20 protein-coding genes and 1 riboswitch are annotated in these 20,945 nt (G+C 27.5%); of the genes, 4 read left to right on the plus strand and 16 right to left on the minus strand.

The window, feature by feature from the left end:
• Positions 1–11: 11 nt before the first annotated feature.
• From MKD34_RS04465 to udk, 11 genes are all read right to left on the minus strand, one after another.
• Positions 12–3,077 carry a UvrD-helicase domain-containing protein gene (locus MKD34_RS04465; RefSeq protein ID WP_240218350.1) on the minus strand — a complete coding sequence of 1,022 codons (3,066 nt, stop codon included), beginning with the start codon at positions 3,075–3,077 and terminating at the stop codon, positions 12–14.
• Positions 3,078–5,606: a PD-(D/E)XK nuclease family protein gene (locus MKD34_RS04470; protein ID WP_240218351.1), complete on the minus strand. Its 2,529-nt coding sequence runs from the start codon at positions 5,604–5,606 to the stop codon at positions 3,078–3,080.
• 9 nt (positions 5,607–5,615) lie between these two features.
• The gene (locus MKD34_RS04475; RefSeq protein WP_023050748.1) at positions 5,616–6,119 is read right to left on the minus strand and encodes a MogA/MoaB family molybdenum cofactor biosynthesis protein; all 504 of its coding nucleotides are present in this window, start codon (positions 6,117–6,119) and stop codon (positions 5,616–5,618) included.
• A 10-nt stretch (positions 6,120–6,129) separates the two neighbouring features.
• Positions 6,130–7,551, minus strand: coding sequence for a cardiolipin synthase (gene cls, locus MKD34_RS04480; protein WP_240218352.1), 1,422 nt, complete (start codon positions 7,549–7,551; stop codon positions 6,130–6,132).
• Between the two features lie 51 nt (positions 7,552–7,602).
• Positions 7,603–8,388 (minus strand): RelA/SpoT domain-containing protein, encoded by a 786-nt coding sequence (locus tag MKD34_RS04485; protein ID WP_240220067.1) that lies wholly within the window; start codon positions 8,386–8,388, stop codon positions 7,603–7,605.
• A gap of 19 nt (positions 8,389–8,407) precedes the next feature.
• Positions 8,408–9,181 (minus strand): hypothetical protein, encoded by a 774-nt coding sequence (locus MKD34_RS04490; RefSeq protein ID WP_240218353.1) that lies wholly within the window; start codon positions 9,179–9,181, stop codon positions 8,408–8,410.
• Between the two features lie 188 nt (positions 9,182–9,369).
• The gene (locus MKD34_RS04495; RefSeq protein WP_240218354.1) at positions 9,370–10,197 is read right to left on the minus strand and encodes an SIR2 family protein; all 828 of its coding nucleotides are present in this window, start codon (positions 10,195–10,197) and stop codon (positions 9,370–9,372) included.
• Between the two features lie 143 nt (positions 10,198–10,340).
• Entirely contained in the window at positions 10,341–11,396 is a 1,056-nt protein-coding gene (gene mnmA / locus MKD34_RS04500) for a tRNA 2-thiouridine(34) synthase MnmA (RefSeq protein ID WP_240218355.1), read from the minus strand.
• Positions 11,397–11,429: 33 nt separating this feature from the next.
• Entirely contained in the window at positions 11,430–12,041 is a 612-nt protein-coding gene (locus tag MKD34_RS04505; protein ID WP_240218356.1) for a LysE family transporter, read from the minus strand.
• A 100-nt stretch (positions 12,042–12,141) separates the two neighbouring features.
• On the minus strand, positions 12,142–12,759 hold the full coding sequence (locus MKD34_RS04510) for a deoxynucleoside kinase (RefSeq protein WP_240218357.1): 618 nt from the start codon (positions 12,757–12,759) through the stop codon (positions 12,142–12,144).
• A gap of 4 nt (positions 12,760–12,763) precedes the next feature.
• Complete coding sequence (udk, locus tag MKD34_RS04515; RefSeq protein ID WP_240218358.1) at positions 12,764–13,396, minus strand: uridine kinase; 633 nt, start codon at positions 13,394–13,396, stop codon at positions 12,764–12,766.
• A gap of 161 nt (positions 13,397–13,557) precedes the next feature.
• Between udk and MKD34_RS04520 the strand changes: the two genes are divergently transcribed.
• Together MKD34_RS04520 and MKD34_RS04525 are read left to right on the plus strand one after the other, a co-directional pair.
• A complete protein-coding gene (locus MKD34_RS04520; protein WP_240220107.1) occupies positions 13,558–13,695 on the plus strand; it encodes a hypothetical protein in 138 nt (45 codons plus the stop codon).
• A 9-nt stretch (positions 13,696–13,704) separates the two neighbouring features.
• Entirely contained in the window at positions 13,705–13,986 is a 282-nt protein-coding gene (locus MKD34_RS04525) for a hypothetical protein (protein ID WP_240218359.1), read from the plus strand.
• A gap of 37 nt (positions 13,987–14,023) precedes the next feature.
• Here the strand turns inward: MKD34_RS04525 and rnmV are convergent, their stop codons facing one another.
• Entirely contained in the window at positions 14,024–14,587 is a 564-nt protein-coding gene (gene rnmV, locus MKD34_RS04530) for a ribonuclease M5 (protein ID WP_240218360.1), read from the minus strand.
• A gap of 165 nt (positions 14,588–14,752) precedes the next feature.
• Positions 14,753–14,850, plus strand: a riboswitch (purine riboswitch).
• 65 nt (positions 14,851–14,915) lie between these two features.
• Here rnmV and guaA point away from each other — a divergent pair.
• Positions 14,916–16,454, plus strand: a complete 1,539-nt coding sequence (guaA, locus tag MKD34_RS04535; protein WP_240218361.1) for a glutamine-hydrolyzing GMP synthase — start codon at positions 14,916–14,918, stop codon at positions 16,452–16,454.
• 367 nt (positions 16,455–16,821) lie between these two features.
• On the plus strand, positions 16,822–17,736 hold the full coding sequence (locus MKD34_RS04540) for a site-specific integrase (protein ID WP_240218362.1): 915 nt from the start codon (positions 16,822–16,824) through the stop codon (positions 17,734–17,736).
• Positions 17,737–17,775: 39 nt separating this feature from the next.
• Here the strand turns inward: MKD34_RS04540 and MKD34_RS04545 are convergent, their stop codons facing one another.
• From MKD34_RS04545 to MKD34_RS04560, 4 genes are all read right to left on the minus strand, one after another.
• Positions 17,776–18,057, minus strand: a complete 282-nt coding sequence (locus MKD34_RS04545) for a hypothetical protein (protein ID WP_240218363.1) — start codon at positions 18,055–18,057, stop codon at positions 17,776–17,778.
• 220 nt (positions 18,058–18,277) lie between these two features.
• On the minus strand, positions 18,278–18,712 hold the full coding sequence (locus MKD34_RS04550) for a hypothetical protein (protein ID WP_240218364.1): 435 nt from the start codon (positions 18,710–18,712) through the stop codon (positions 18,278–18,280).
• A 248-nt stretch (positions 18,713–18,960) separates the two neighbouring features.
• A complete protein-coding gene (locus MKD34_RS04555) occupies positions 18,961–19,563 on the minus strand; it encodes a hypothetical protein (protein WP_240218365.1) in 603 nt (200 codons plus the stop codon).
• Positions 19,564–19,571: 8 nt separating this feature from the next.
• Positions 19,572–20,534 (minus strand): hypothetical protein, encoded by a 963-nt coding sequence (locus MKD34_RS04560; RefSeq protein WP_240218371.1) that lies wholly within the window; start codon positions 20,532–20,534, stop codon positions 19,572–19,574.
• Positions 20,535–20,945 lie beyond the last annotated feature (411 nt).

Consider the following 20,945-nt stretch of genomic DNA (forward strand, 5'->3'; position numbering starts at 1 on the left):
TACTTTAATTTTTATAGTTTAATTTCTAAAAACTCACCAGACACTTTATAGTTATCTATCTCTCCTAGACTATATAGATGATTTTCTACAATTTCAATATACTCATCTAACTGGGCTTGATTTATTCCTCCAGTTTTATAATCTATTACAAGAATCTTTCCATCACTTGTTGGTGTAGGTTTTTTTATCATAATTCTATCTATTCTTTTTAGCTTTCCTTCATCATATATCTCATACTCTGGGTATATATAATCCCATTCCTCTGAGAAAATAATTGGATTGTCATTAAAGAAATTTTTAAATTCTGATCCTTCAAGAATATTTTTTAGTCTCTCTTCTCCTATTATAGATGCATATTTTGAATAAGTTCTATTTCTTGCTTCTATGTGTTCATCTAAACTATTATTTATTATAAATTCTAAATAGTAGTGAATGGCATTACCCACTCTTCTTTTTTCCTCTGTTACTATATCAACTAAAAGCATTCTATTTGGTTGTTCACACTCTTCTACACTCTTTTCAATAAAATCTATAGAATCTAGTAGCTCTATATTCTTTACTCTTTCCACATTTTCATTTTTTTCAGTCCTACTAATTTTACCACACTTTACGTTAAATAGTCCATCTATTGAGCTCTTTAAATATTTATTTTCGCTTCCTGCCATAACTAAGAACAGATTTTTTTTAGCTCTTGTTAAAGCAACATAGATATTGTTTATCTCCTCTTGGTCTTTTTTAATCTCTAACTCTCTTAAAAAGTTATAGCTATCTCCTAAATAATCTAATATTTTTTCATATTTTTTATCTACAAATATAAAATTCTCTATCTCGTTAAAAGGTGATTTAAAATCTATATGAAACTGTATTCCACTTTCTAAACCTCTTTTTTGTCCCTGATGAAAATAGTAAACTGTTTCAAACTCTAATCCTTTAGATTTATGTATACTTAAAAGAGTTATTGCTTTTTCTTCCTCTAAAGATACCTGCTTAAATTTAGGATTATCTTTTTCATTTATCAACGAGTTATAAAAATCAAATATATTTCCATGCTCTTTAGACATCTCTAAAAATTGGAATATATTCTTTAAATCTGATTTCCCAGAAAACATTTGAGAGATATTAAAATTCTCAATTACATCTAGTACAAAGTTTTTATTTTCTAATCCTTTTTGGGCTATTCTTTTTATTCTATTTAAAACATCTAAAAGATTATCTGAAATGTCCTCTGGCATCTCCTCTAATTTTTCTATAGTCTCTCTATTTTTTAGAATAGTTTTTAGTTCATCATTTCCTATTTTTATAACATCACTTCTTAAAAATTCAAGTAGTGAAAATATATCTCTATTTACAGTAAATTTTAAGATTTTAAAAATTGGATTAACTGCTCTATGATATATAATAGAGTCATTGGAATCTATCACAAAAGGTATTTTCCTATCACTTAAAGCAGTTGCTATCTCATTTAGTTGTTTATTACTTCTTGCAATTATACCTATTCCACCATAGTTTCCATCAAAGTTATTTTCAATAGAATCCACCATAGTTTCTATCATATTCTCTTCTTCTAAAACTTCCTCTTCACCCTCTAAAGGTTCTTTTTTTGTTAAAACCTCAAAGTACCCAAGCTCATCACTTTTTCCATCTACTGGAGTAAACTCCCATTTATAATTATGATCCTCTAAAGCTGCAACCTCTTCATATGTTTCAGCTACTCCATTAAATACACCATTTGTAAAATCTACTATATTTTTACAACTTCTATAGGAAACACTCATAGTCTCCTCTTCTACTCCTATTATGCTTGAAAGGTTTTCAAAAAGAGCTTTTTCTCCCCCTCTCCAACCATATATACTTTGCTTTTCATCTCCAACACATATTAAATTTTCACAACTATTTATAAGTCCTTTTAAAATTCTCCATTGAAGAACACTCGTATCCTGGAACTCATCTATAAACACTGTTTTAAATTCACTATCAAATATATCTTTAAAGTAATCTGTTATACATCCATCCTTTATAAGATTTATCTCTTCTCTATCTATATATTGGAACATATAACTACTTATATCTAGATGGGTAAATCGTTTTTCATTAAATTTTATATTATCATATATTGAATATAAATTTTCAATAAAGTATAATATCTCTCTTTCAAAAGATAGAACCTCTCTATTGAAAACCTCTTTAGATATCTCCTCTTTTAGTTGATCAAAAGCTCTTTGTAGAATCTCAATCTCACAATCTAAGTCAATTTTACTTGTTGTTTTTACTCTACGTCCATCCCAACACTTATCACTTTTTATAATTTCATTCCAATTTTCAACTGCATGCTCTCTGTGAGTTGAACTATCTTTTTCTAAAACCCATTTTATGACTTTACTCATATAATCAGATAGATCTTTACCATCTTTCTTTTTCTCTTTTACAGCTAAAAAAGCATCAGTTAAATGTTTAATCAACTTTTCTATAGATATATCTGAGTCACACTCATCTTTATTTTTTAACTTTTGAGATTGTTCAATTAAAATTAATTTCCATCTATTATCAATTAGGTTTTTTAGTATATCCAAATACTTTTCTATACTACGCTCTGTTCTGTTTTGTAGAAAAATTTTAAATCTATCAAACTCATTTTTATCCTCTACAATTTTTTCAAAACATTTTAATAGAATCTCAATATTTTCAGTATCATCTATAATCTCATATGAAAATATATTTAGATATGGAGCTATAACGTTTTTGAATATATTATTTATAAAACCATCAATTGTTGAAATTTTTAATCTATCTTTATTATCCAATACTTCATAATAAACTTTCCTAACATTTTCAAAAGAAAGGTCAATCTCTGGATATAAGTTTTTTAAATTTTCATATAGAGATGAATCTTTATCTCTATACATCTCATCTAAAAATAGTATAACCCTCTCTTGAATTTCTGATGTAGCTTTTTTAGTAAAAGTCATTACTAAAACATTCTTATAATTTTCACCTTTTAAAAGAGTAGCTAAATACTCTAAAGATAGTCTATATGTTTTTCCTGTTCCAGCACTAGCCTTTAAAACTATCCCTTTCATTTAAAACTCCCTCCTACAGATATTTCCATACTCACAATATAAACATCCACTTTTCTTCTCACTTAAAAAGTAGTTCTCTCCTTTAAAAAACTCTATTAATCTCTCTTTTAAAAGCTCTCTTGTAAGTTTAGGTTTTTCTTGATTCTCAATACTTCCTTCAAATGCATTGTATATAGATTTTTGAGCAGCATTTTCATCACCATACAATATAATTGTATAAAAATCCAACTGGTTATCAATTTTACTTCCTGTTTTAAAATCTATAATATGGTTATTTGTTGTCGTTTCAATTACAAGGTCAACTCTACCACCTAAAGTAACTTCTACATCACCTTTTAAAAATGGTTCTTTTCTACTGTTTTTCTCACTCTCTATACGTTTAACTTTCTTTTCTATATATAGATTTTCTATCTCTTTATAAAACTTTACTATATTTTTTGTAAAACGTGGAATTAATATCTGAGTAAAGTAGTTGTCTAGATATACTGGAACTCTTTTTCTATTGGCATAAAAACTTTTATATAGTAGCTCCTCTACCTCTTCATTTGTTACTGAGTAATCTGAAACATTCAGAATTTTCTTCCACATCTTATCTGTTAACTTTTCAAAAACCTCGTGGACATAAGTTCCTATAAATTTAACTGATAGACCTAAAGAATCCTCTTTTTCAAAAGGACTAAGTCCACAAACTTTATCTAAATAGAATCTATACTCACACCTAGTTAAAGTATCATAATCATATGGCCCAATACTTAACTCTCTATTTTTAAAGTCATCTCTATTCTTCATTAAATCTTTTTGAACAAATTCCCCAATCTCATTTGATTTAAATGTCATTAGTCTCTCTAATATATCCTCACTATAAACAGTTTTTTCAAGTTTGCTTATACCATATCTATTTAAGACTTCAGAAAGTATTGGAGATACTCCCTCTCCACTATTTTCATTTTTTATATAAACAATTGTATTGTATCTATTTTTTAAAAGCCCTTGATAAAATCTGTACTTTTCCTCTTTTCTTTCCTTTTCATAGTAAGTAAATCCATTATCTTTTTTCTGTTTCTCTGTTAAATAAAGAGAATCTCTTTTTACTCTAGGAAGATATCTTGTACTTATATTTATAAAAATCGACTCTCTTGATGGAGTAACCTTACAGTTTTCCATTGGTTTTATTAGATATTTTCCCTCACTATCATCATTTCTTATAATCTCAACATCATTAAAATATTGAAGTAAGAATTTTAAAATATCTCCACCATTTCTAAAACAGCTTTTAATCTCTTTTTCCTCAAGCATTATCTCAGTTGTTTTAGCATATCCCATATATTCTTGAAGTTTATCGTAGAAATCTACATATATTTTCTCTCTAAACATATTTAGCGATAAAAGCTCATTAAAGTATGTAATAAACTTATCTATACTCTCAACTTTTGAAACTTTTACAATATCTTCATAGATTTCAGTGATTTTTTCATTACTCTCTGTTCCTATATACTTATAATCCCAATCAATTTGATTATATATATATTCCATATCCTCTTTTGTTATTCCATAATATTCTTGCATCTCTAAATTTTTAATTCCCTCTAAAAACTTTTTAATAGGAATTAAATTATCCATTCTAGGTTCCATTGCTCCTATTAGTTCACTTTGGGCATTTAAAAATTTAAAAAACTTAGTGTCATTTAAAGTATAAAAACTACCTCTCATAAAATTATTTGGAAATATTTTAGAATACTCATTTGTATCAGCTTCTGGAGAAAATATATTTGTCATGTGATTTTTCATTTTCATAATATCTAATAGATTCCCAATAAGTTCTAATTCATCTTGAACCTCTAATAGTGATATCTCTACTTTTTGTGTTCTAGGCAAATATACCTCTTTTAATTCAAGATTTTCTTCATCAAAAACTCCTGGTTCACCTTGAACTCTAATTACAACCTCTATAAACTCCTCTAGCTTAGATATTACATATTTATCTAGAGGTGAAAAGTTTACTATATCCACAAAGACTATTTTTTTATATTTTTTAAAAATTGTTAAATCTAGATATTTTATATCTTCAACCCAGTCTTTTGGTATATAATTTCTTTCAGTCAAATATACCTCATATTTATCTTTAAATCTATGGAATATTTCAAAATATTTTTTTTGCCACTCTTCTAGTTCTATATCCTTTTCACACAAACTTCTATTCAATTCAGTGTAGTATTTAAAAAACTTATCTGAAAACTCAATAGATTCAAAATAGTTATTTATATTTATCTCTACAAACTCTTTTTTCATATAGTTATATAAACTTACAAATCTTTTTGCTTCACTTAAAATTATCTTATCAGTACTAAATGCTACTCCTTTAAACTCATCTATTGTTAAATAAAGTGGATCTGGTTCAAAGATATTTCTTTTACTTTCTTTTCTCTGACTATTTTTTAAAGGATAATCAGAAAACACATATACAACAGAGGGATCTTTTTTCAATCCCTGAATTAAAGATCCCCCGTAGCTTATATACTCAAACTTCATTGTTCCCTCCTATTTTTTAATAGGTGTTGCACACTCTACAGCTGCACCCTTTAGTATCTCAACTCCATGAACTAATGCATCTATTACAAAGTTTAGATTCTCTGTTGCTCCTTTTGGACTTCCTGGAAGATTTAAAATTATACTTCCCTTTCTTATTCCACATCTTGCTCTACTTAACATAGCTTTCGGTGTTATCTCAAATGATTTAGCTCTCATATACTCTGCTACTCCTGGTGCTTCCCTTTCGATTACCGCAAGTGTTGCTTCAGGTGTCACATCTCTTTTTGAAAACCCTGTTCCACCATTTGTTACAATCAGATCAGCTATATCTTCGTCAGCTAATTTTATTAACTCTTCACAAATCTCTTCGTAAGTATCTGGAAGCATATTATAATAAACAGTTTCATAACTTAGATGCTTTTCAAAAATCTCTTTTAACTTTTGTCCTGTTACGTCGACTCTCTCTCCTCTTGAACCTTTATCACTTAATGTTACTATAGCTACTCTTATCATAACTTCCTCCTTATAATATAGGTGCTAACAATTTAGAAATTGATTCTAACACCCTATCTTTTTTTCCTCTATTTTTATACTCTTCTAATGTTACTCTTTTAGAGTCTGAAATATCTTTATCTATTCTTTTCTCTAATTCAGTAATGTTATTTCCCAAAATCAGAAGACTTATTTCAAAATTTTGATACATACTTCTATAATCAAAGTTTGCAGTTCCTAAAAATGCAATCTCTCCATCTACAACAACAAGTTTACTATGGATAAATCCGTATTTATATTTATATATTTCTGCTCCTAATTCAATTAGTTCTCCATAAAAGTATTGGTTAGCCCAGTAAACAAAAGCGTGATCTCCAACACTTGGTATTACTATTTTAACTTTTACTCCTGAAACTAAAGCAGCTTTTAAAGCATCTAAAATTGGTTCGTCTGGAATAAAATATGGTGTTTCTATATGTATACTTTTTTCAGCTTTTACTATTAAACTTAAAAATGTATCTTTTATAGTATGAAATTCATAATTAGGTCCTGAACTTACAACTTGTATAGGAGTTAAACTATGATCATCTGTATCAATAGCAATAGTCTGAAATATATCTGTAGTATCCTTTTTTAAGAATTTCCAACTTCTTTCAAATTCATGCAAATAATCTATTATAGCTTCACCCTTTAAAGAAAATCCTATATCTTGCCAATTTCCTAAATGACCTTTTCCTATATAATCCTTTCCAATATTCAATCCACCTGAAAAACATATTTTATTATCTATAAGAGCTATTTTTCTATGGTCTCTATAATTTGCTCTTAAATTACCAACTTTTACAAATGGAAAATACGATGGAAAGAAAACTTCAAACATTATTCCAGCTCTTTTTAGTTCTTCAACTCTTTTTCTAGATACTCCTCTTGTTCCAGCACCATCTACTATTATTTTTATCTCTACTCCCTCTTTAACCTTTTCTAAAAGTAAGTCATAAATTGGAGCTCCAACTTCATCATCATCAAATATATAATATTCCATATATATTGATTTTTTTGCATTTTTTATAGATAATGTTAGATTTTCAAAGTAATACTTAGCTTCTGGATAAAATGTAAAACTGTTATTATGAGTCATTTTTCCTAAAAGAACTCCATCTAAATATCTACTTAATCCTATCCATTTTTTAATACTAACCATAGATTTTTTATTTAAATTTTTTAAATAATCATGACTATTTTTTAAATAATATTTTGCTAAAGCTCTACGTTTTTTAAAGCTAATACCAAAAAACAGATACATTATAAATCCAAAATAGGATGTCAATAACAATATTGTTATCCAAAATAGTGTAAATACAGGTCTTCTTCTTTCAAAGAATATAACGATACATGCAAATATAATATTAACAAATACTAAGTAGTCCTTTAATGCTATGAATATCTCTTTCATCTAGTCACCTCTAACTTTTTTAGAAAAAAGGAAGAGTCGAAACTCTTCCTTTTATTTGAATTTTAAATCCAACTCTCTGAAATTATCTTCTAAACCTTTTCCATTAGAAAACTCTTTTTTTATTTTTTTTATAAACATACCCATTTCATCTGCACTTCCAACTATTCTATTAAAAATACCTAAGTATTCAGTTATAATTGGATTATCAACATCATATGGATATCTCATTAAATGGTCTATCTCACTCCAAGCCTCTTCAAAAACTGTCCTTACTTGAATCTCTACAAGTACCTCATCATGCTTTGTAACTGGAACACCAATTAGATAATGAATCGATCTGTAACCATGGTCTCTCACAATTATCTCACAATCTAAATCTTGAATAGTATTTTTTAAATCTTGGATGTTATAGTCACCTCGTCTAATATTTATCTGAGGAGTCTCCTTTGTATCCCATAACTTTGTTATTTCACAATGAATTCCACGCCAATCATCTTTAAATAGATGTAGCACACGTATTCCTATGAGGTCAGTTATAATCTCTTTATAGTTTTCTACACTTATTCCACGGTCTGCATATTTGCGACCTTTTCTTATTATTTTTTCAACAAGATGTGTTGCTCTTTTAACTCGTCTTCTAACTGAGTGAACCCCTTCACTATCAATTAATTTAGATACTATATGTTCAGCTTCTTTTTCTAAATAAGGAACTAATTTTATATAGTCAGCATAGATTTTCATAAGCTCATCCCAATTAAGACCAGTGGAGTTAAAGTACTCCTCTGTTATACAGAAAGCTTTAAAAAATTCTTCTCTGTCTATCGTATTATCTAATATCAAATTAAACACCTCTTTATTATTTTCTAGGTATCTTCTCTAATGAAATTTCACAAGTTTTTCTGTAAGCTACTGCTTCAGTAATTTTTATCTCTCTTGTTTCTACTGGAGCTACTGTAACTATCCTTTCTCTTATATTAAAGTCATTTCCTTTAATAATGTGAACTCTTTCAACAGATATTCTATCTCCTTCAATTAACTGAACTTTATCTAAATCACATCTAAAGTTTACCCAACTTTGAAGTATTGGAGTTTTATCAATAAGATTTAATAAAGCTAAAGAATACAATGAGTTTTCCTCTTGCAATAGTTTCTCTTTCTTTATTTCCTCTAATCCTAAAATCTCCTTTTCTAGTAAATCTAATTTCATAACCTCTATTCTATTTTCAAAAGATACTTTTCCTGTTACTAACTTACCACTTATTTCAATAAGTTGTCCCATAAAAATCTCTTTTAAAAGTTTTATATTCGGCATAAATCTTTTTACATTACTATACTGATATATCTTATAATAATAGTTATTTACTATTGTATTAAAAGATCCATCATCTTTTAAATCAATCTCTAAACCTAATTTAAACTCTCTGTTTTTCATTTCTAAATATTTTCTTCTATTTATCTCAACTATTCTACTATGACAATCTTTCAAATTTAGCTGATCTATTTTTAAGTCGGTAACTCCAAAAGTTTTTATCAGGTTTTGATTTTTCATATCTTTTATCGTAGAAAATTCAATTGGCAACCTATCCAATTTTAAAGAGCTATACCTTATCTCTAAAGCACTCTCTATCATTTTAAAATCTTCATTTTTAACTTCTAATACTTCTGGATCTCTTGTTTCTATTTCTTCTTCAATCTCTTCTGAAATTGTTTCCTCAGATGTAATTTCAACTTCAATATCTTCAGTAGTTTCTTCAACAACTACCTCTATTTTTTCATCTAAAATTTCATCTTCTACTGTTTCATCAGAAATATCTGGAGTTACCGAAAGAGCTTTTTTCCAATATATGCCTCTTTTAATTCAGAGTCATCTAATTGCATTGAGCATAGGTAGCTCTTTAACTCTTTGAAAAATTCCTCTTCACTGTGTGGTAACAATTTTATTCCTAATTCGTTTAATCTTTCAATTGTTTTTGTTTTTAAAACATTTGAATTACTTACAGCGTAAATAACATCTTTTGGATTTACACCTGTTAATACAACTTCTAGCATGTCTATAAAGTCTGAATTATTTAAGTCTAATCCTAAAATTAGCGTTGGATAACTTTCCATATCCTCTTTTATATTTCTGAAAAAGTTTTTGTAAAAATCTAAAACTTTTAGCTTTCTAAAGTCTTGGATAGAAACGAAAATCTTTTCATGTCTATTTACATCTCCAAGAATCTTATAATGCTTAACCTCTCCATTTGATGCTATTGTAAACTCTTCATCTGTCGGTAATATTTTTACTACTTTGTTGCAGTTTATATCATCTAAAACTATATCGTAATCTGTTGAAAAAACAGCATTAATCTTATTACTTTCAGAGAAAATATTTAATACCTCTGCAGTTTCTCTGTTTGTTTCGTACAAATTTTTGATTTTTTTCAATAATGAACTTCTACTGCTAACAACTCCATCTAAATAAACTTGGCTAACTTGGAATAAAGAGTTTTCGTCTCTTATGTAGCCCTTTATATTTTCTTTCATATCTTTCATTAACAGTTTAGCTAACTCTCTTCTTGTTGGATATCCAGCGTTTCTTACTAAAAAATCACCTAAAAAAAGATTAATTTTGTCTGTATCATTAAATTTATTGAAAAAACTCATAGTAACACCTCTCTTTCTTTAAAAAATAAACACTTTGGCAATATAAGTATATCTTAATTTTACCTATTTAACAAGTATATTCTTTTAAAAAAAATAAAAAAAAGTCTGTAAATAATGCTTTATTACTTACAGACTTTTAAAATTTATTTAATTATGAAAGAACTTGCGATAACTTTACCGTCTTCAGTATATAATACTGCTCCTTGTCCTGGAGTAACAGCTCTTACGTTATCCTCTGTAAATAAAATTTCTATAGTATCTTTATCCACTACTTTTACCTTACATGGATGTAATTTATCTCTAGAACGTGCTTTTACAAAACAATCCATTCCATCTAACTCTTTTACATCCTCTACTAAAAATAGATTCAGTTGATTTGCAACTAAAGTATTTTTCATAAGGTCTTCGTTGCTTCCAACAATAACTCTGTTGTTTTTTCTATCTAACTCTATAACATAAAGTGGGTTTGCTGACGCTATTCCCAATCCTTTTCTTTGTCCTATTGTGTAGAATGCTAATCCATTATGTTTTCCTAAAACTTTTCCTTTTAGATTAACAATTTGTCCTGGTTTTCCAATTTTTCCACCAGTTTTTTCCATTAAAAACTCTTTTAGTTTTCCATCTTCAACAAAACATATCTCTTGAGAGTCTTTTTTAGCATAAACTCTTACACCTAAATCTTTTGCTAACTCTCTAACAGCTGGTTTTTCCATTTTTCCAATTGGGAAAATGATATACTTTAAGTTTTCTTTTTTTATTTGTGATAAGAAATAAACTTGATCCTTATTCATGTCATCACCAATAGCTAATGTACCATCGATGATATTTGCGTAGTGACCAGTTGCTAACGCCTCTGCTCCTAACTCTTTTGCAAACTCAATAAGTTTTCCAAATTTTATTTTTCTGTTACAAACCATACATGGATTTGGAGTTCTTCCTGAGCTGTACTCATCTACGAAATAGTTGATAACCTCTTTTCCAAAATCCTCTGTTACATCTAAAAGATAATGCTCAATACCTAAATCATCACATATTCTTTTAGCATCCTTATCCTCTTCTCCACAAGTTTTCATAGTTACACCAAAAATTTTGTAACCTTGTTTCTTTAAAAGATAAGCCACTGTAGACGAATCTACTCCTCCACTCATAGCTACTGCTATAACTTTGTTTTCGTTTTCTTTATTAAACTCTAAGTTCATAAATATTACCATCCTTAATAAAATATTCTATTATTATTTGTAGAAGGCAAATATAATAGTTGCAATTCCGAAGATTAGAATTATTAATCCTGAAAGTTTGCTTAGTTTTAAAAGAATATCCATAGTTACTTTCTTTTTAAAATGATATATTAAAAAGATTGTTGTAAACCATAGTGATGCTCCTCCAATTCCAATTCCAGTTCCTAACTCTAATACTGTCATTTCTCTAATAGGGCTATCTAATATCCCAAGAAGTGTATAAATTCCTGCAATTACAAGAATCGACGAGATATTAAATATTGCAAGTAAAAAAGTTTCAAAATAGTCTTGTACTAAAGTATAGTTATCATCTTCAACCTCTTTAACTTTAGGTTTTCCAAAAAACTTCTTACTCCCTACAAAAATTAAAAATACACTTATCAACACTTTTAGCGGAGTTTCGAATTTAATAACATAACATTCAACTCTACTTATAAATAGAAATGATATAATACCATAAATTATATCTACAGTTACCATTCCCAGCGCTGATACATACGCTTTTTTTTCGCCTTCGATCATAGCCTTTTCCATACAGTAAATGCCCACTGGTCCAAAGGGAAGCGATAATATTAAACCTGTTATAATCCCTTTTAAAAAAATCATAATTTTTCTCCTCAAAAGTGTATTTCTATAAATGTTTTTTCATTTATCAATTCTAGCATAATTCTACTAAAATATAAAGTACTTTCCTTTAATTGGGACTTTACAGGCTTAGCTGTTTCAATTTAGATTTAACTATCTCAAAAAATTGTTTTCTATCCTCTTCATTATCTCTAATATCCATATTATCTATATTTATCTTTAAAACAACTGAATCATTATACTCATTAAAAAAGTTAGAGTACTCTTCATTTAAAGAGTTCCAATACTCTTTTTCAACTCCAAGTTCAAAATCTCTTCCTCTTTCCTTTATTTTTCTCATAGCATTATCAACACTTGTCTCTAAATAAATAATCAATAATGGATTAGTTCTTGATGATATTAGTTTTTCCCAAAAAGATTGATATAACGAAAATTCATCGGCTGTCATAAATCCATTTTTTAAGTGCATTTTTGCAAATAAATAGTCACCATAGATACTTCTATCCATAATGCAACCATTGAATTTAGAAGCTTCTTCTATTATTTCTATTCTTTTATTTAAAAAATACATCTGACTTAATAAAGAATATCTTTCTTTATTTGAATAGAATTTATCTAAAAAAGGGTTATCTATATACGGTTCTTGAAAAAACTCTATTGATAACTCTTTAGCTAATAGCTCTCCTAAAGTTGTTTTTCCAGCTCCAACAACTCCTTCTATACAGATAACATTTTTCATAATCTTATCCTAACACTCCTTTTTGAAGGAATCTTTTTAAGTTACTTGTTACCATTCCAATAGCAACTTTATTCTCTCCACCTCTTGGAATTATAACATCTGCATATCTTTTACTTGGCTCACAGAACTCTAAGTACATCGGTTTTACAGTTTTTAAATATTGATTTTTAACAGACTCAAAACTTCTTCCTCTCTCTGTCATATCTCTCTCGATTCTTCTTAAGATCATTTCATCAGCATCTGTATCTACGAATATTTTCACATCAAATAACTCTCTAATTTCTGGAACAGCAAAAATTAATATTCCTTCTACGATTATTATTTTTGATGGGTGTATCTTTACGCATCCCTCTTTTCTAGAGTGAGTTGTGAAATCATAGATTGGTCTATCTATTGACTCTCCGTTTACAAGTTTAGTTAAGTGCTCTCTTAATAAATCAAACTCTATAGAATTTGGATGGTCAAAGTTAACTGCAGCCTTCTCCTCTATCGTTAAATTAGTTAGCTCTTTATAATAAGCATCTTGCTCAACTAGTACTGCGTCTTCTGATTTGAAAGCCTTTACTAAATTATGTGCTACTGTAGTTTTTCCGCTTCCACTTCCTCCAGCTACTCCGATCAATATGCAATTTTTCATTTTTTGTTTTCCTCCTTAAGTGTTACTGCTTATATTTTTTTAAATCTTATACATTATAGCACATTTTTCAAAAAAAAATAAAATATAATATAAATATAGACTATATATTTTTTTTGATGTATACTTTACGATATAGTTGTTTTTAAAGGAGAAGATTTTTTATGAGTATGACTGAAAAAGAGATTGACCTTCAGATGAAAAAGGCATTGGAAAAGGTTCCCTTTGAAATAAAAAAAATTAAATTTGTACTATCTTTATTAAAGATAGTTAAAAGAATTAAGAAAATTTTTAAATTTTAGGAGGAAGATATGACAGAAGAGTTAATGAAAAAAATAGATAGAATTAATGAGGAATTCGAAAAAAGAGAGTTCTTTATAAAAGAGGATATATTAGAGCTTTTTGAGCAAAGAGAGGATCTAGTAGAAAAGTTAGATGCTATAAAATTTAAAAAAATAGAGTTCTTTACAGTTGAAGATGAAAACTGTGTTGGATTTACTTTAGAGGATGTTCAAGTTAACTTCTTTATTGAGTTTGGAGAAGATGAAGAGGGTGAGTGGTACGAAGCTACTGCTGAAATAATCACTTTCTAATAGTAAAACCTAATGAAAGAAAAATAAAAACCAAGGATTAATTTTCCTTGGTTTTTTTTATGTTATCTATTGCTACTAAAAACTGATCCATAGTTATTCCATATCTATTTAATTTAGATAGAAACTGCTTTGCATTAGAGTATCCTATTCTTAACTCTGTTCCAAGCTTTTCTCTTAACTCCTTAGACTCAGCAAATCCTGAAAGTTTATAATCCATTAGAATCTCCATATTAAATATAGATTCTGTATTTTGAACTACTTCACACTTTGCATTTTCTAAGGCTTTTATTATAGCTTCTGGAGTTGCATTTTCAACACCGATATCTCCATCTTTAGATCCTTCTTTTCTACTTATATAAGCTTGTTTTGCTTCTGGGAAAAACTTTAAGATATATTTTCTTAACTCTTCTCCTACGAAATCTGGATCTGTTAAAACTATTATCCCTTTATTTTCATAAGCAACTCTTAATTTCTCTATGTTTCCTTTTTTTCTAATAGCAAAACCATTAGTTTGTATAATCTCAGCATCTACTGCTGCTTTTACTGCAGATATATCGTCTCTTCCTTCAACAACGATAACCTCTTTAATTGTCTTTTTCATAAATTTATATCCTCTCAAACTTTAAACGTGAATTTTATATTTAATTGTAACATTTTTTTAAATGTAATACTATTTTTTTATTTTTATATGATTATAGGTCTTTTTACTTGTGATTAAATTATTTAATTATTGTTGACAACCTTTCTATTTATGTGCTAGAATGTTGCAAAAGTAAATATATTCATTCGTATAAGTTGCAAATATGGTGCAGCGTCTCTACAACTAACCGTAAATTAGTTTCTATGAAAAAGATAAAAGGGATTAGTCTACCTTCTGTTTTTTTATAGAGTATGATTGTCTCTTTTTTTATTATATTTTGGAGGTTTTTATGAAGAAAAATAGCATCATTATTCTTGACTTTGGTTCTCAGTATAACCAGTTAATAGCAAGAAGAGTAAGAGAAATGGGAGTTTACGCTGAGGTTGTTCCTTATTTCGAACCGTTAGAGGATATTTTAGCTAGAGAGCCTAAAGGTATCATCCTTTCTGGTGGACCTGCTTCAGTTTATTTAGATGGATCGCCAACAATTGAAAAGGCATTATATGAGCAAGGAATTCCAGTTTTAGGAATCTGTTACGGAATGCAATTAACTTCTCAATTATTAGGTGGAACTGTTGAAAGAGCTGATAAGCAAGAGTTTGGAAAAGCTGAGCTTATTATTGACGAATTAGAAAGTCCATTATTCAAAGATGTTCCTAACTTAAACCAAGTTTGGATGAGTCATGGAGACCACGTAACAGTATTACCAGAAGGATTTAAGCAAATCGCTCATACAGATTCTTGTATAGCTGCTTCTGCTAATGTTGAAAAAAATATCTACTGTATCCAATACCACGCTGAGGTTACTCACTCTGAGTATGGAGCAAAGATGTTAGAGAACTTCGTATTCGGAGTTGCTAAATGTGAAAAGAACTGGTCAATGGGTAACTACATTGAGCAAACAGTTAAATCTATAAAAGAAACTGTAGGAGATAAGAAAGTTTTACTTGGACTTTCTGGAGGAGTTGACTCTTCTGTTGCTGCTGCATTAATACACAAAGCTATTGGAGATCAATTAATCTGTATTTTCGTTGATACAGGACTTCTTAGAAAAGACGAAGCTAAAAACGTAATGGAGATCTACGGAGAAAACTTCCACATGAACATTAAATGCGTTGATGCTGAAGAGAGATTCCTAAGCAAATTAGCTGGAGTTACTGATCCAGAAGCTAAGAGAAAAATAATTGGAAAAGAGTTCGTTGAAGTATTCAATGATGAGGCATCTAAATTAACTGATGTTAAATTCCTTGCTCAAGGAACAATCTATCCAGATGTAATAGAGTCTCAATCTGTAAAAGGACCTTCTGCTACAATTAAATCTCACCACAACGTTGGAGGACTTCCTGAGGATATGAAATTTGAATTACTTGAGCCTTTAAGAGAGTTATTCAAAGATGAGGTTAGAGCTGTTGGAAGAGAGTTAGGAATCCCTGCTCACATGGTTGACAGACACCCATTCCCAGGTCCAGGACTTGGAATCAGAATCTTAGGAGAAGTTGATAAAGAGAAAGCTGATATCTTAAGAGAAGCTGACGATATCTTTATTAAAGAGTTAAGAGCTGCTGATTTATATAAAGAGGTTAGCCAAGCTTTCGTTGTACTTTTACCTGTTAAATCAGTTGGAGTTATGGGAGACGAAAGAACTTATGAGTACACTGCTGTTTTAAGATCAGCTAACACTATTGACTTTATGACTGCTACATGGTCTAGATTACCATATGAGTTCTTAGATAAAGTTTCTAATAGAATCATAAATGAGGTTAAGGGAATCAACAGATTAACTTACGATATCTCATCTAAGCCACCTGCTACTATCGAGTGGGAATAATAATTAAAAATACAAAACACCTTGAATCAATCAAGGTGTTTTTTTTATTACCTTTAGAATATCATTATTTTATTTTTTATAATTCTATAATCTATATTTCTAATAAAATATATTAACTCCTCCTTTTATTTTAAATATTAATAGTTTATACACCTAATTTTTTTATAAAATCAAATTTACTTTAATTTCAAATAATTTATTTTTCTGCTTTACTAAATATATAGCAACTCTTTTAACTCAAGCAGTTAAACTTCTAACTGGAAAAGAATTAGATCTAAATATAGTTTATGATGCTCTGGATTTAGAAATTATAAAAGTTGAAGATATAAGATGTTTTATAGAGTCTAGAACTACTCAAAAAGATGAAGTGATAGATTTAGAAAACAAATATAAATATGAACTTTATATAGATGATTTAAGTCATAGATTAAGAGAATATACTATCATAAAGAAAAAGTATATAATTGAAATGAAAATCCTACCATTTTTTAAAAATATGAAACTTAATCATATTACTCCAGTTATAGTTAGAAAATGGCAAAATGAACTTTTAAAAGCTATAAACCCAAGTAGTGGAAATCCATATAGTCAAACCTATATTAAAACTATTCATAATCAGCTTACAGCTTTTTTTAACTATGCTATTAAGTTTCATTCATTACAAGAAAATCCTTGTCATAAAGCTGGAAGTATTGGAAAGAAACATGCTGAGGAAATGAACATCTGGACTCCAGAAGAGTTTAAATTATTTATTGAAGCTATTAAAGATCACCCTGCTGCTTATGCAGGATTTAATATTTTATTCTGGTGTGGTCTTAGAGTTGGAGAGCTTCTAGCTCTTGAAATAAAAGATATAGATTTTGAAAATGAAACTTTAAATATTAATAAGTCTTATCAGAGATTAAATAAAGAAGATGTCATTACTGAACCTAAGACTCCTAAGAGTAAAAGAATCATTGAAATGCCTTCTCAGTTAATTCCTGTACTAAAAGATTATCTCAAGACACTTTATAAACCAAAACCCAGTACAAGATTAATTCCTCATACTAAATATATTTTTGAACATGCTATGAAAAAATATTCAGAAATTGCTGGAGTAAAAAAAATAAGGATACATGATCTCAGACATTCACATGCATCCTTACTTATTCATTTAGGTGTTAATCCTCTAACTATTGCTAGAAGATTGGGACATGAAAAGGTTGAAACAACCTTAAATACTTATTCTCATTTATTTCCTAATAGTAATAAAGAGATGATGGAGTTATTAAGAGAAGTATAAAGAGATTCTTTTAAATCTCAATCTCTTTATACTTCTTAATTATTTCTCATTAACTTCTTGTAACCAACTTTCAACAACTTCATACTCATCCGTATTGTTTGGATTATTACACTCTGCGCACAAAGGTATAATATACTCTTTTGCTGTTTTTGATACTTTATAAACATGTCCACCATGTTCTGCTAGTGAACAGCAACTTATTGCTCCACAAATTCCAAATTTTTTCCCTGTTTTCTTTTCCCAAAAATCTTTCCAAGATGAATACCCACTAGGAGCATTATTATTTCCTGTCCCTTTTTTATTTTTTACTTTTACTGACATATTTTCCTCCCTAATTTGTGTCTATAATTCTTATATACTTTACAAAGTCCATATTGTCAATAGTTTAATACATTTGACTACTATTTCCAGGTACTGCCAAAATAATTTCCACAATTATTGTTTATATCTTTCATTTTTATTTCTAATCCTGAAATTTCGTGTCTGTTCAGCATAGTTATTATTTCATCTCTTATTAATTCTAACTCTTCTTTTATTTCCATTATTTTTTTTCATTTAATTTTTTAAATGGATTTCTTTCATGTATTATTCCTGATACCTGATTATAAATTTTTATAAATTTTTTTTGAGTCATTTTTTTTGATTTTCCATAGTATTTAATATTTCCATCTTCCCAGGGTAACATTTTTAAAAATACTTCTTCACCTTTTTCTTTTTCTAAAATTTCTAATATTCTTTTTATATTCCATTCTTTTATATCTTTTCCACTTTTTTTATATAAATCATAATTCAGTATTAAAATACCGAAAACAATTTTTTCTAAAATTTTTCGTATCAATAATGCACACCACTCTATTTCTTCTATTGAGTAATTCAATCTAGCTGGGTATTCAAATAAAATGTCATCTAACTTTGATATTCTATTTGTTATTTCTTTTAAATTTTCTTTATATTTTTTTTCTTTATTAAAATTCAAAATTGTTCTCCTTTTTAGCAAATTAAATAAAAGACCTCATATAAGGTCTTTTGTTTAATTTACTTTTATTTTTTTAAAAGCAATGTTGTAGTAAATTGTGATATAATCTACTGCAAACATAAGTTATTGCTCGGAATAATTGTAATTTAAAATTTTCGATTATAGTATTGTTTTCTAATAGTAATAGAAAAATGACTGAGTTATTGAGAAAAATATAGAGTTAACCTCAAAAAGAATTAACTTTATTTTTAATTACTTTTTTCTATTTTTTGTAAAAAATAGAGTTTGTTTATAATAATTTCGTCTCCAAAATTAACAGAAGATACAATAAATTTTTTACTTGTTGTCATTTCTTTTTCATTTTTATTACTATATAATATATATTCTTTACCTTCAACATCTGTTATTTTATAATTTTTATATAGAAATCCTAATAAAATACTATAATGATAATTTATATTTTTATAATAAATTGAAAGAATAAAAATTTCATAGCAAACTAACCAGACTATATTTAATCTATAAAAAGATGCAATCAATGGTAGCAAATATGTTCCAATATACATTATCTGTGTTTCTGGAGATTTTTTTTCTATTTTTTCTACTTGTATTTCCAAACCTTGAGACTTTTGAAGTTTTATATTAATAAAAATTTTACCTAAAACCATTATAAATATTATTAAGGTAAATATTATTAATTCTAACCAATAAATATTCATATATATGGATATATTTTTTTCATTGATAATCTTTATAATTTTTGAAAAATTAAATAATTTCATATTATATGATACAAATGAAAGAAAATAAACTACAATTCTAAAGTATAAAAATACAATTATTTTTTTCATTTTTCCTCCTAATCCATAGGTACTGATAATGTTTCTTCCACTATTTTTATTGCTGATTTACCTGATATTAACATTATTACACAAGTTTTTTCTTTTGCTCTTAAATTATTAAGATCTATTTTCCCATTTTCCATTTCTATACTTAATTCATTTCCAGTTTTTAATTTATAACCTTTTTTTAATTTATCTAATGCTTTTTCTCTCTCTTGTGATGTTAAACTTTTAAATCTTTTAATTCCGTTATTTTTTATTCCATACATCAGATGACTTTTATCTTTTTTATTTGTTGTTACTACATTATTAAAAATTAAAATATCTTCAAGATCAGGTTTTATTTTTTCAAATTCTTCAATATAAAATTCTTCTAAATGCAGAAGTTCCTCTGCTATTTTTAAGTTTAATATGTATAATTTATTATTATTTATCATCACAGCAGGACTCACTTCTAGGGTCACTGTATTAACATTTTTATTTATTATTTTCATTTCATCAGCTACAAGTGTTGCTATATATGTTCTTTTTTTTAAAAACATACTATTTTTGTAATTAAAAATCAAATAATAATTACCTTTATTTGTAGAGAGCTCATAAATTAGTATAGATAATGTTTTCCCAGTGAAATTTGAAAAAGGTGGTATCGAAATATTTTCATCTTCTAATTTTTTTTTAATTTCTTTCCATACTTTTATCTCACAAGAATCTAAAATAATAATTTGATCTTCACTAAATATTGGATTATATGGTATTTTCTCTTTTCTTTCACAGCACTCTATTTCCTTTTTTACATCCTTAATTAAATCTCCCCCTTCTACTTTTTTTAAAAAAAATAAATTGTACTTATTAGTTTTTGTTTTATTAGCTTCTCCTACATAAATATTCATAAAACTAATATTTAAATTTTTTAAACTTTTTAAAATTTCAATTTTTTTTTCTACAGTTATATTCTCTTTCTTATGTATTAATATTTCCATTTTTGATTGTTTTTCCCCCTTTTAAGTATCTTCGATTAAATTGTATAACACTTATATATTTTTTTCATATATAAATTTTATATAGTGAGGTGATTAAATTAAAAATGGATATTCTTTAATAAAAAAGATTGTAAATAATTTATTAGCTTATTTCCAATTTTGTGTAATATTTTAAGTTTTTTGCTAGTTAATGTATTTTATAAATGCACCCAAAATGCACCCATTTTATAAAAAAAACAATAAAAAATACTTATTTTTAAGTTTTTGACCTATCAAAATCCTAATGAAATCAATAGGTTTAAAAGTAAATAATTTTTTTAAAGTTGAGTGGGAATAATAATTAAAAATATAAAACACCTTGATTAATTCAAGGTGTTTTTTTATTACTACCAGAGTAATAGTATTTTTTAC

This window comes from Cetobacterium somerae (assembly GCF_022430525.1).
GTDB lineage: Bacteria > Fusobacteriota > Fusobacteriia > Fusobacteriales > Fusobacteriaceae > Cetobacterium_A.

What these genes read in the sequence shown, in the direction of transcription:
- MKD34_RS04465 (WP_240218350.1), bottom strand. Translation starts at nt 3,077, where the DNA reads ATGAAAGGGATAGTTTTAAAGGCTAGTGCTGGAACAGGAAAAACATAT.
- MKD34_RS04470 (WP_240218351.1), bottom strand. Translation starts at nt 5,606, where the DNA reads ATGAAGTTTGAGTATATAAGCTACGGGGGATCTTTAATTCAGGGATTG.
- MKD34_RS04475 (WP_023050748.1), bottom strand. Translation starts at nt 6,119, where the DNA reads ATGATAAGAGTAGCTATAGTAACATTAAGTGATAAAGGTTCAAGAGGA.
- cls (WP_240218352.1), bottom strand. Translation starts at nt 7,551, where the DNA reads ATGAAAGAGATATTCATAGCATTAAAGGACTACTTAGTATTTGTTAAT.
- MKD34_RS04490 (WP_240218353.1), bottom strand. Translation starts at nt 9,181, where the DNA reads ATGATAGAGAGTGCTTTAGAGATAAGGTATAGCTCTTTAAAATTGGAT.
- MKD34_RS04495 (WP_240218354.1), bottom strand. Translation starts at nt 10,197, where the DNA reads ATGAGTTTTTTCAATAAATTTAATGATACAGACAAAATTAATCTTTTT.
- mnmA (WP_240218355.1), bottom strand. Translation starts at nt 11,396, where the DNA reads ATGAACTTAGAGTTTAATAAAGAAAACGAAAACAAAGTTATAGCAGTA.
- MKD34_RS04505 (WP_240218356.1), bottom strand. Translation starts at nt 12,041, where the DNA reads ATGATTTTTTTAAAAGGGATTATAACAGGTTTAATATTATCGCTTCCC.
- MKD34_RS04510 (WP_240218357.1), bottom strand. Translation starts at nt 12,759, where the DNA reads ATGAAAAATGTTATCTGTATAGAAGGAGTTGTTGGAGCTGGAAAAACA.
- udk (WP_240218358.1), bottom strand. Translation starts at nt 13,396, where the DNA reads ATGAAAAATTGCATATTGATCGGAGTAGCTGGAGGAAGTGGAAGCGGA.
- MKD34_RS04520 (WP_240220107.1), top strand. Translation starts at nt 13,558, where the DNA reads ATGAGTATGACTGAAAAAGAGATTGACCTTCAGATGAAAAAGGCATTG.
- MKD34_RS04525 (WP_240218359.1), top strand. Translation starts at nt 13,705, where the DNA reads ATGACAGAAGAGTTAATGAAAAAAATAGATAGAATTAATGAGGAATTC.
- rnmV (WP_240218360.1), bottom strand. Translation starts at nt 14,587, where the DNA reads ATGAAAAAGACAATTAAAGAGGTTATCGTTGTTGAAGGAAGAGACGAT.
- guaA (WP_240218361.1), top strand. Translation starts at nt 14,916, where the DNA reads ATGAAGAAAAATAGCATCATTATTCTTGACTTTGGTTCTCAGTATAAC.
- MKD34_RS04545 (WP_240218363.1), bottom strand. Translation starts at nt 18,057, where the DNA reads ATGTCAGTAAAAGTAAAAAATAAAAAAGGGACAGGAAATAATAATGCT.
- MKD34_RS04555 (WP_240218365.1), bottom strand. Translation starts at nt 19,563, where the DNA reads ATGAAAAAAATAATTGTATTTTTATACTTTAGAATTGTAGTTTATTTT.
- MKD34_RS04560 (WP_240218371.1), bottom strand. Translation starts at nt 20,534, where the DNA reads ATGGAAATATTAATACATAAGAAAGAGAATATAACTGTAGAAAAAAAA.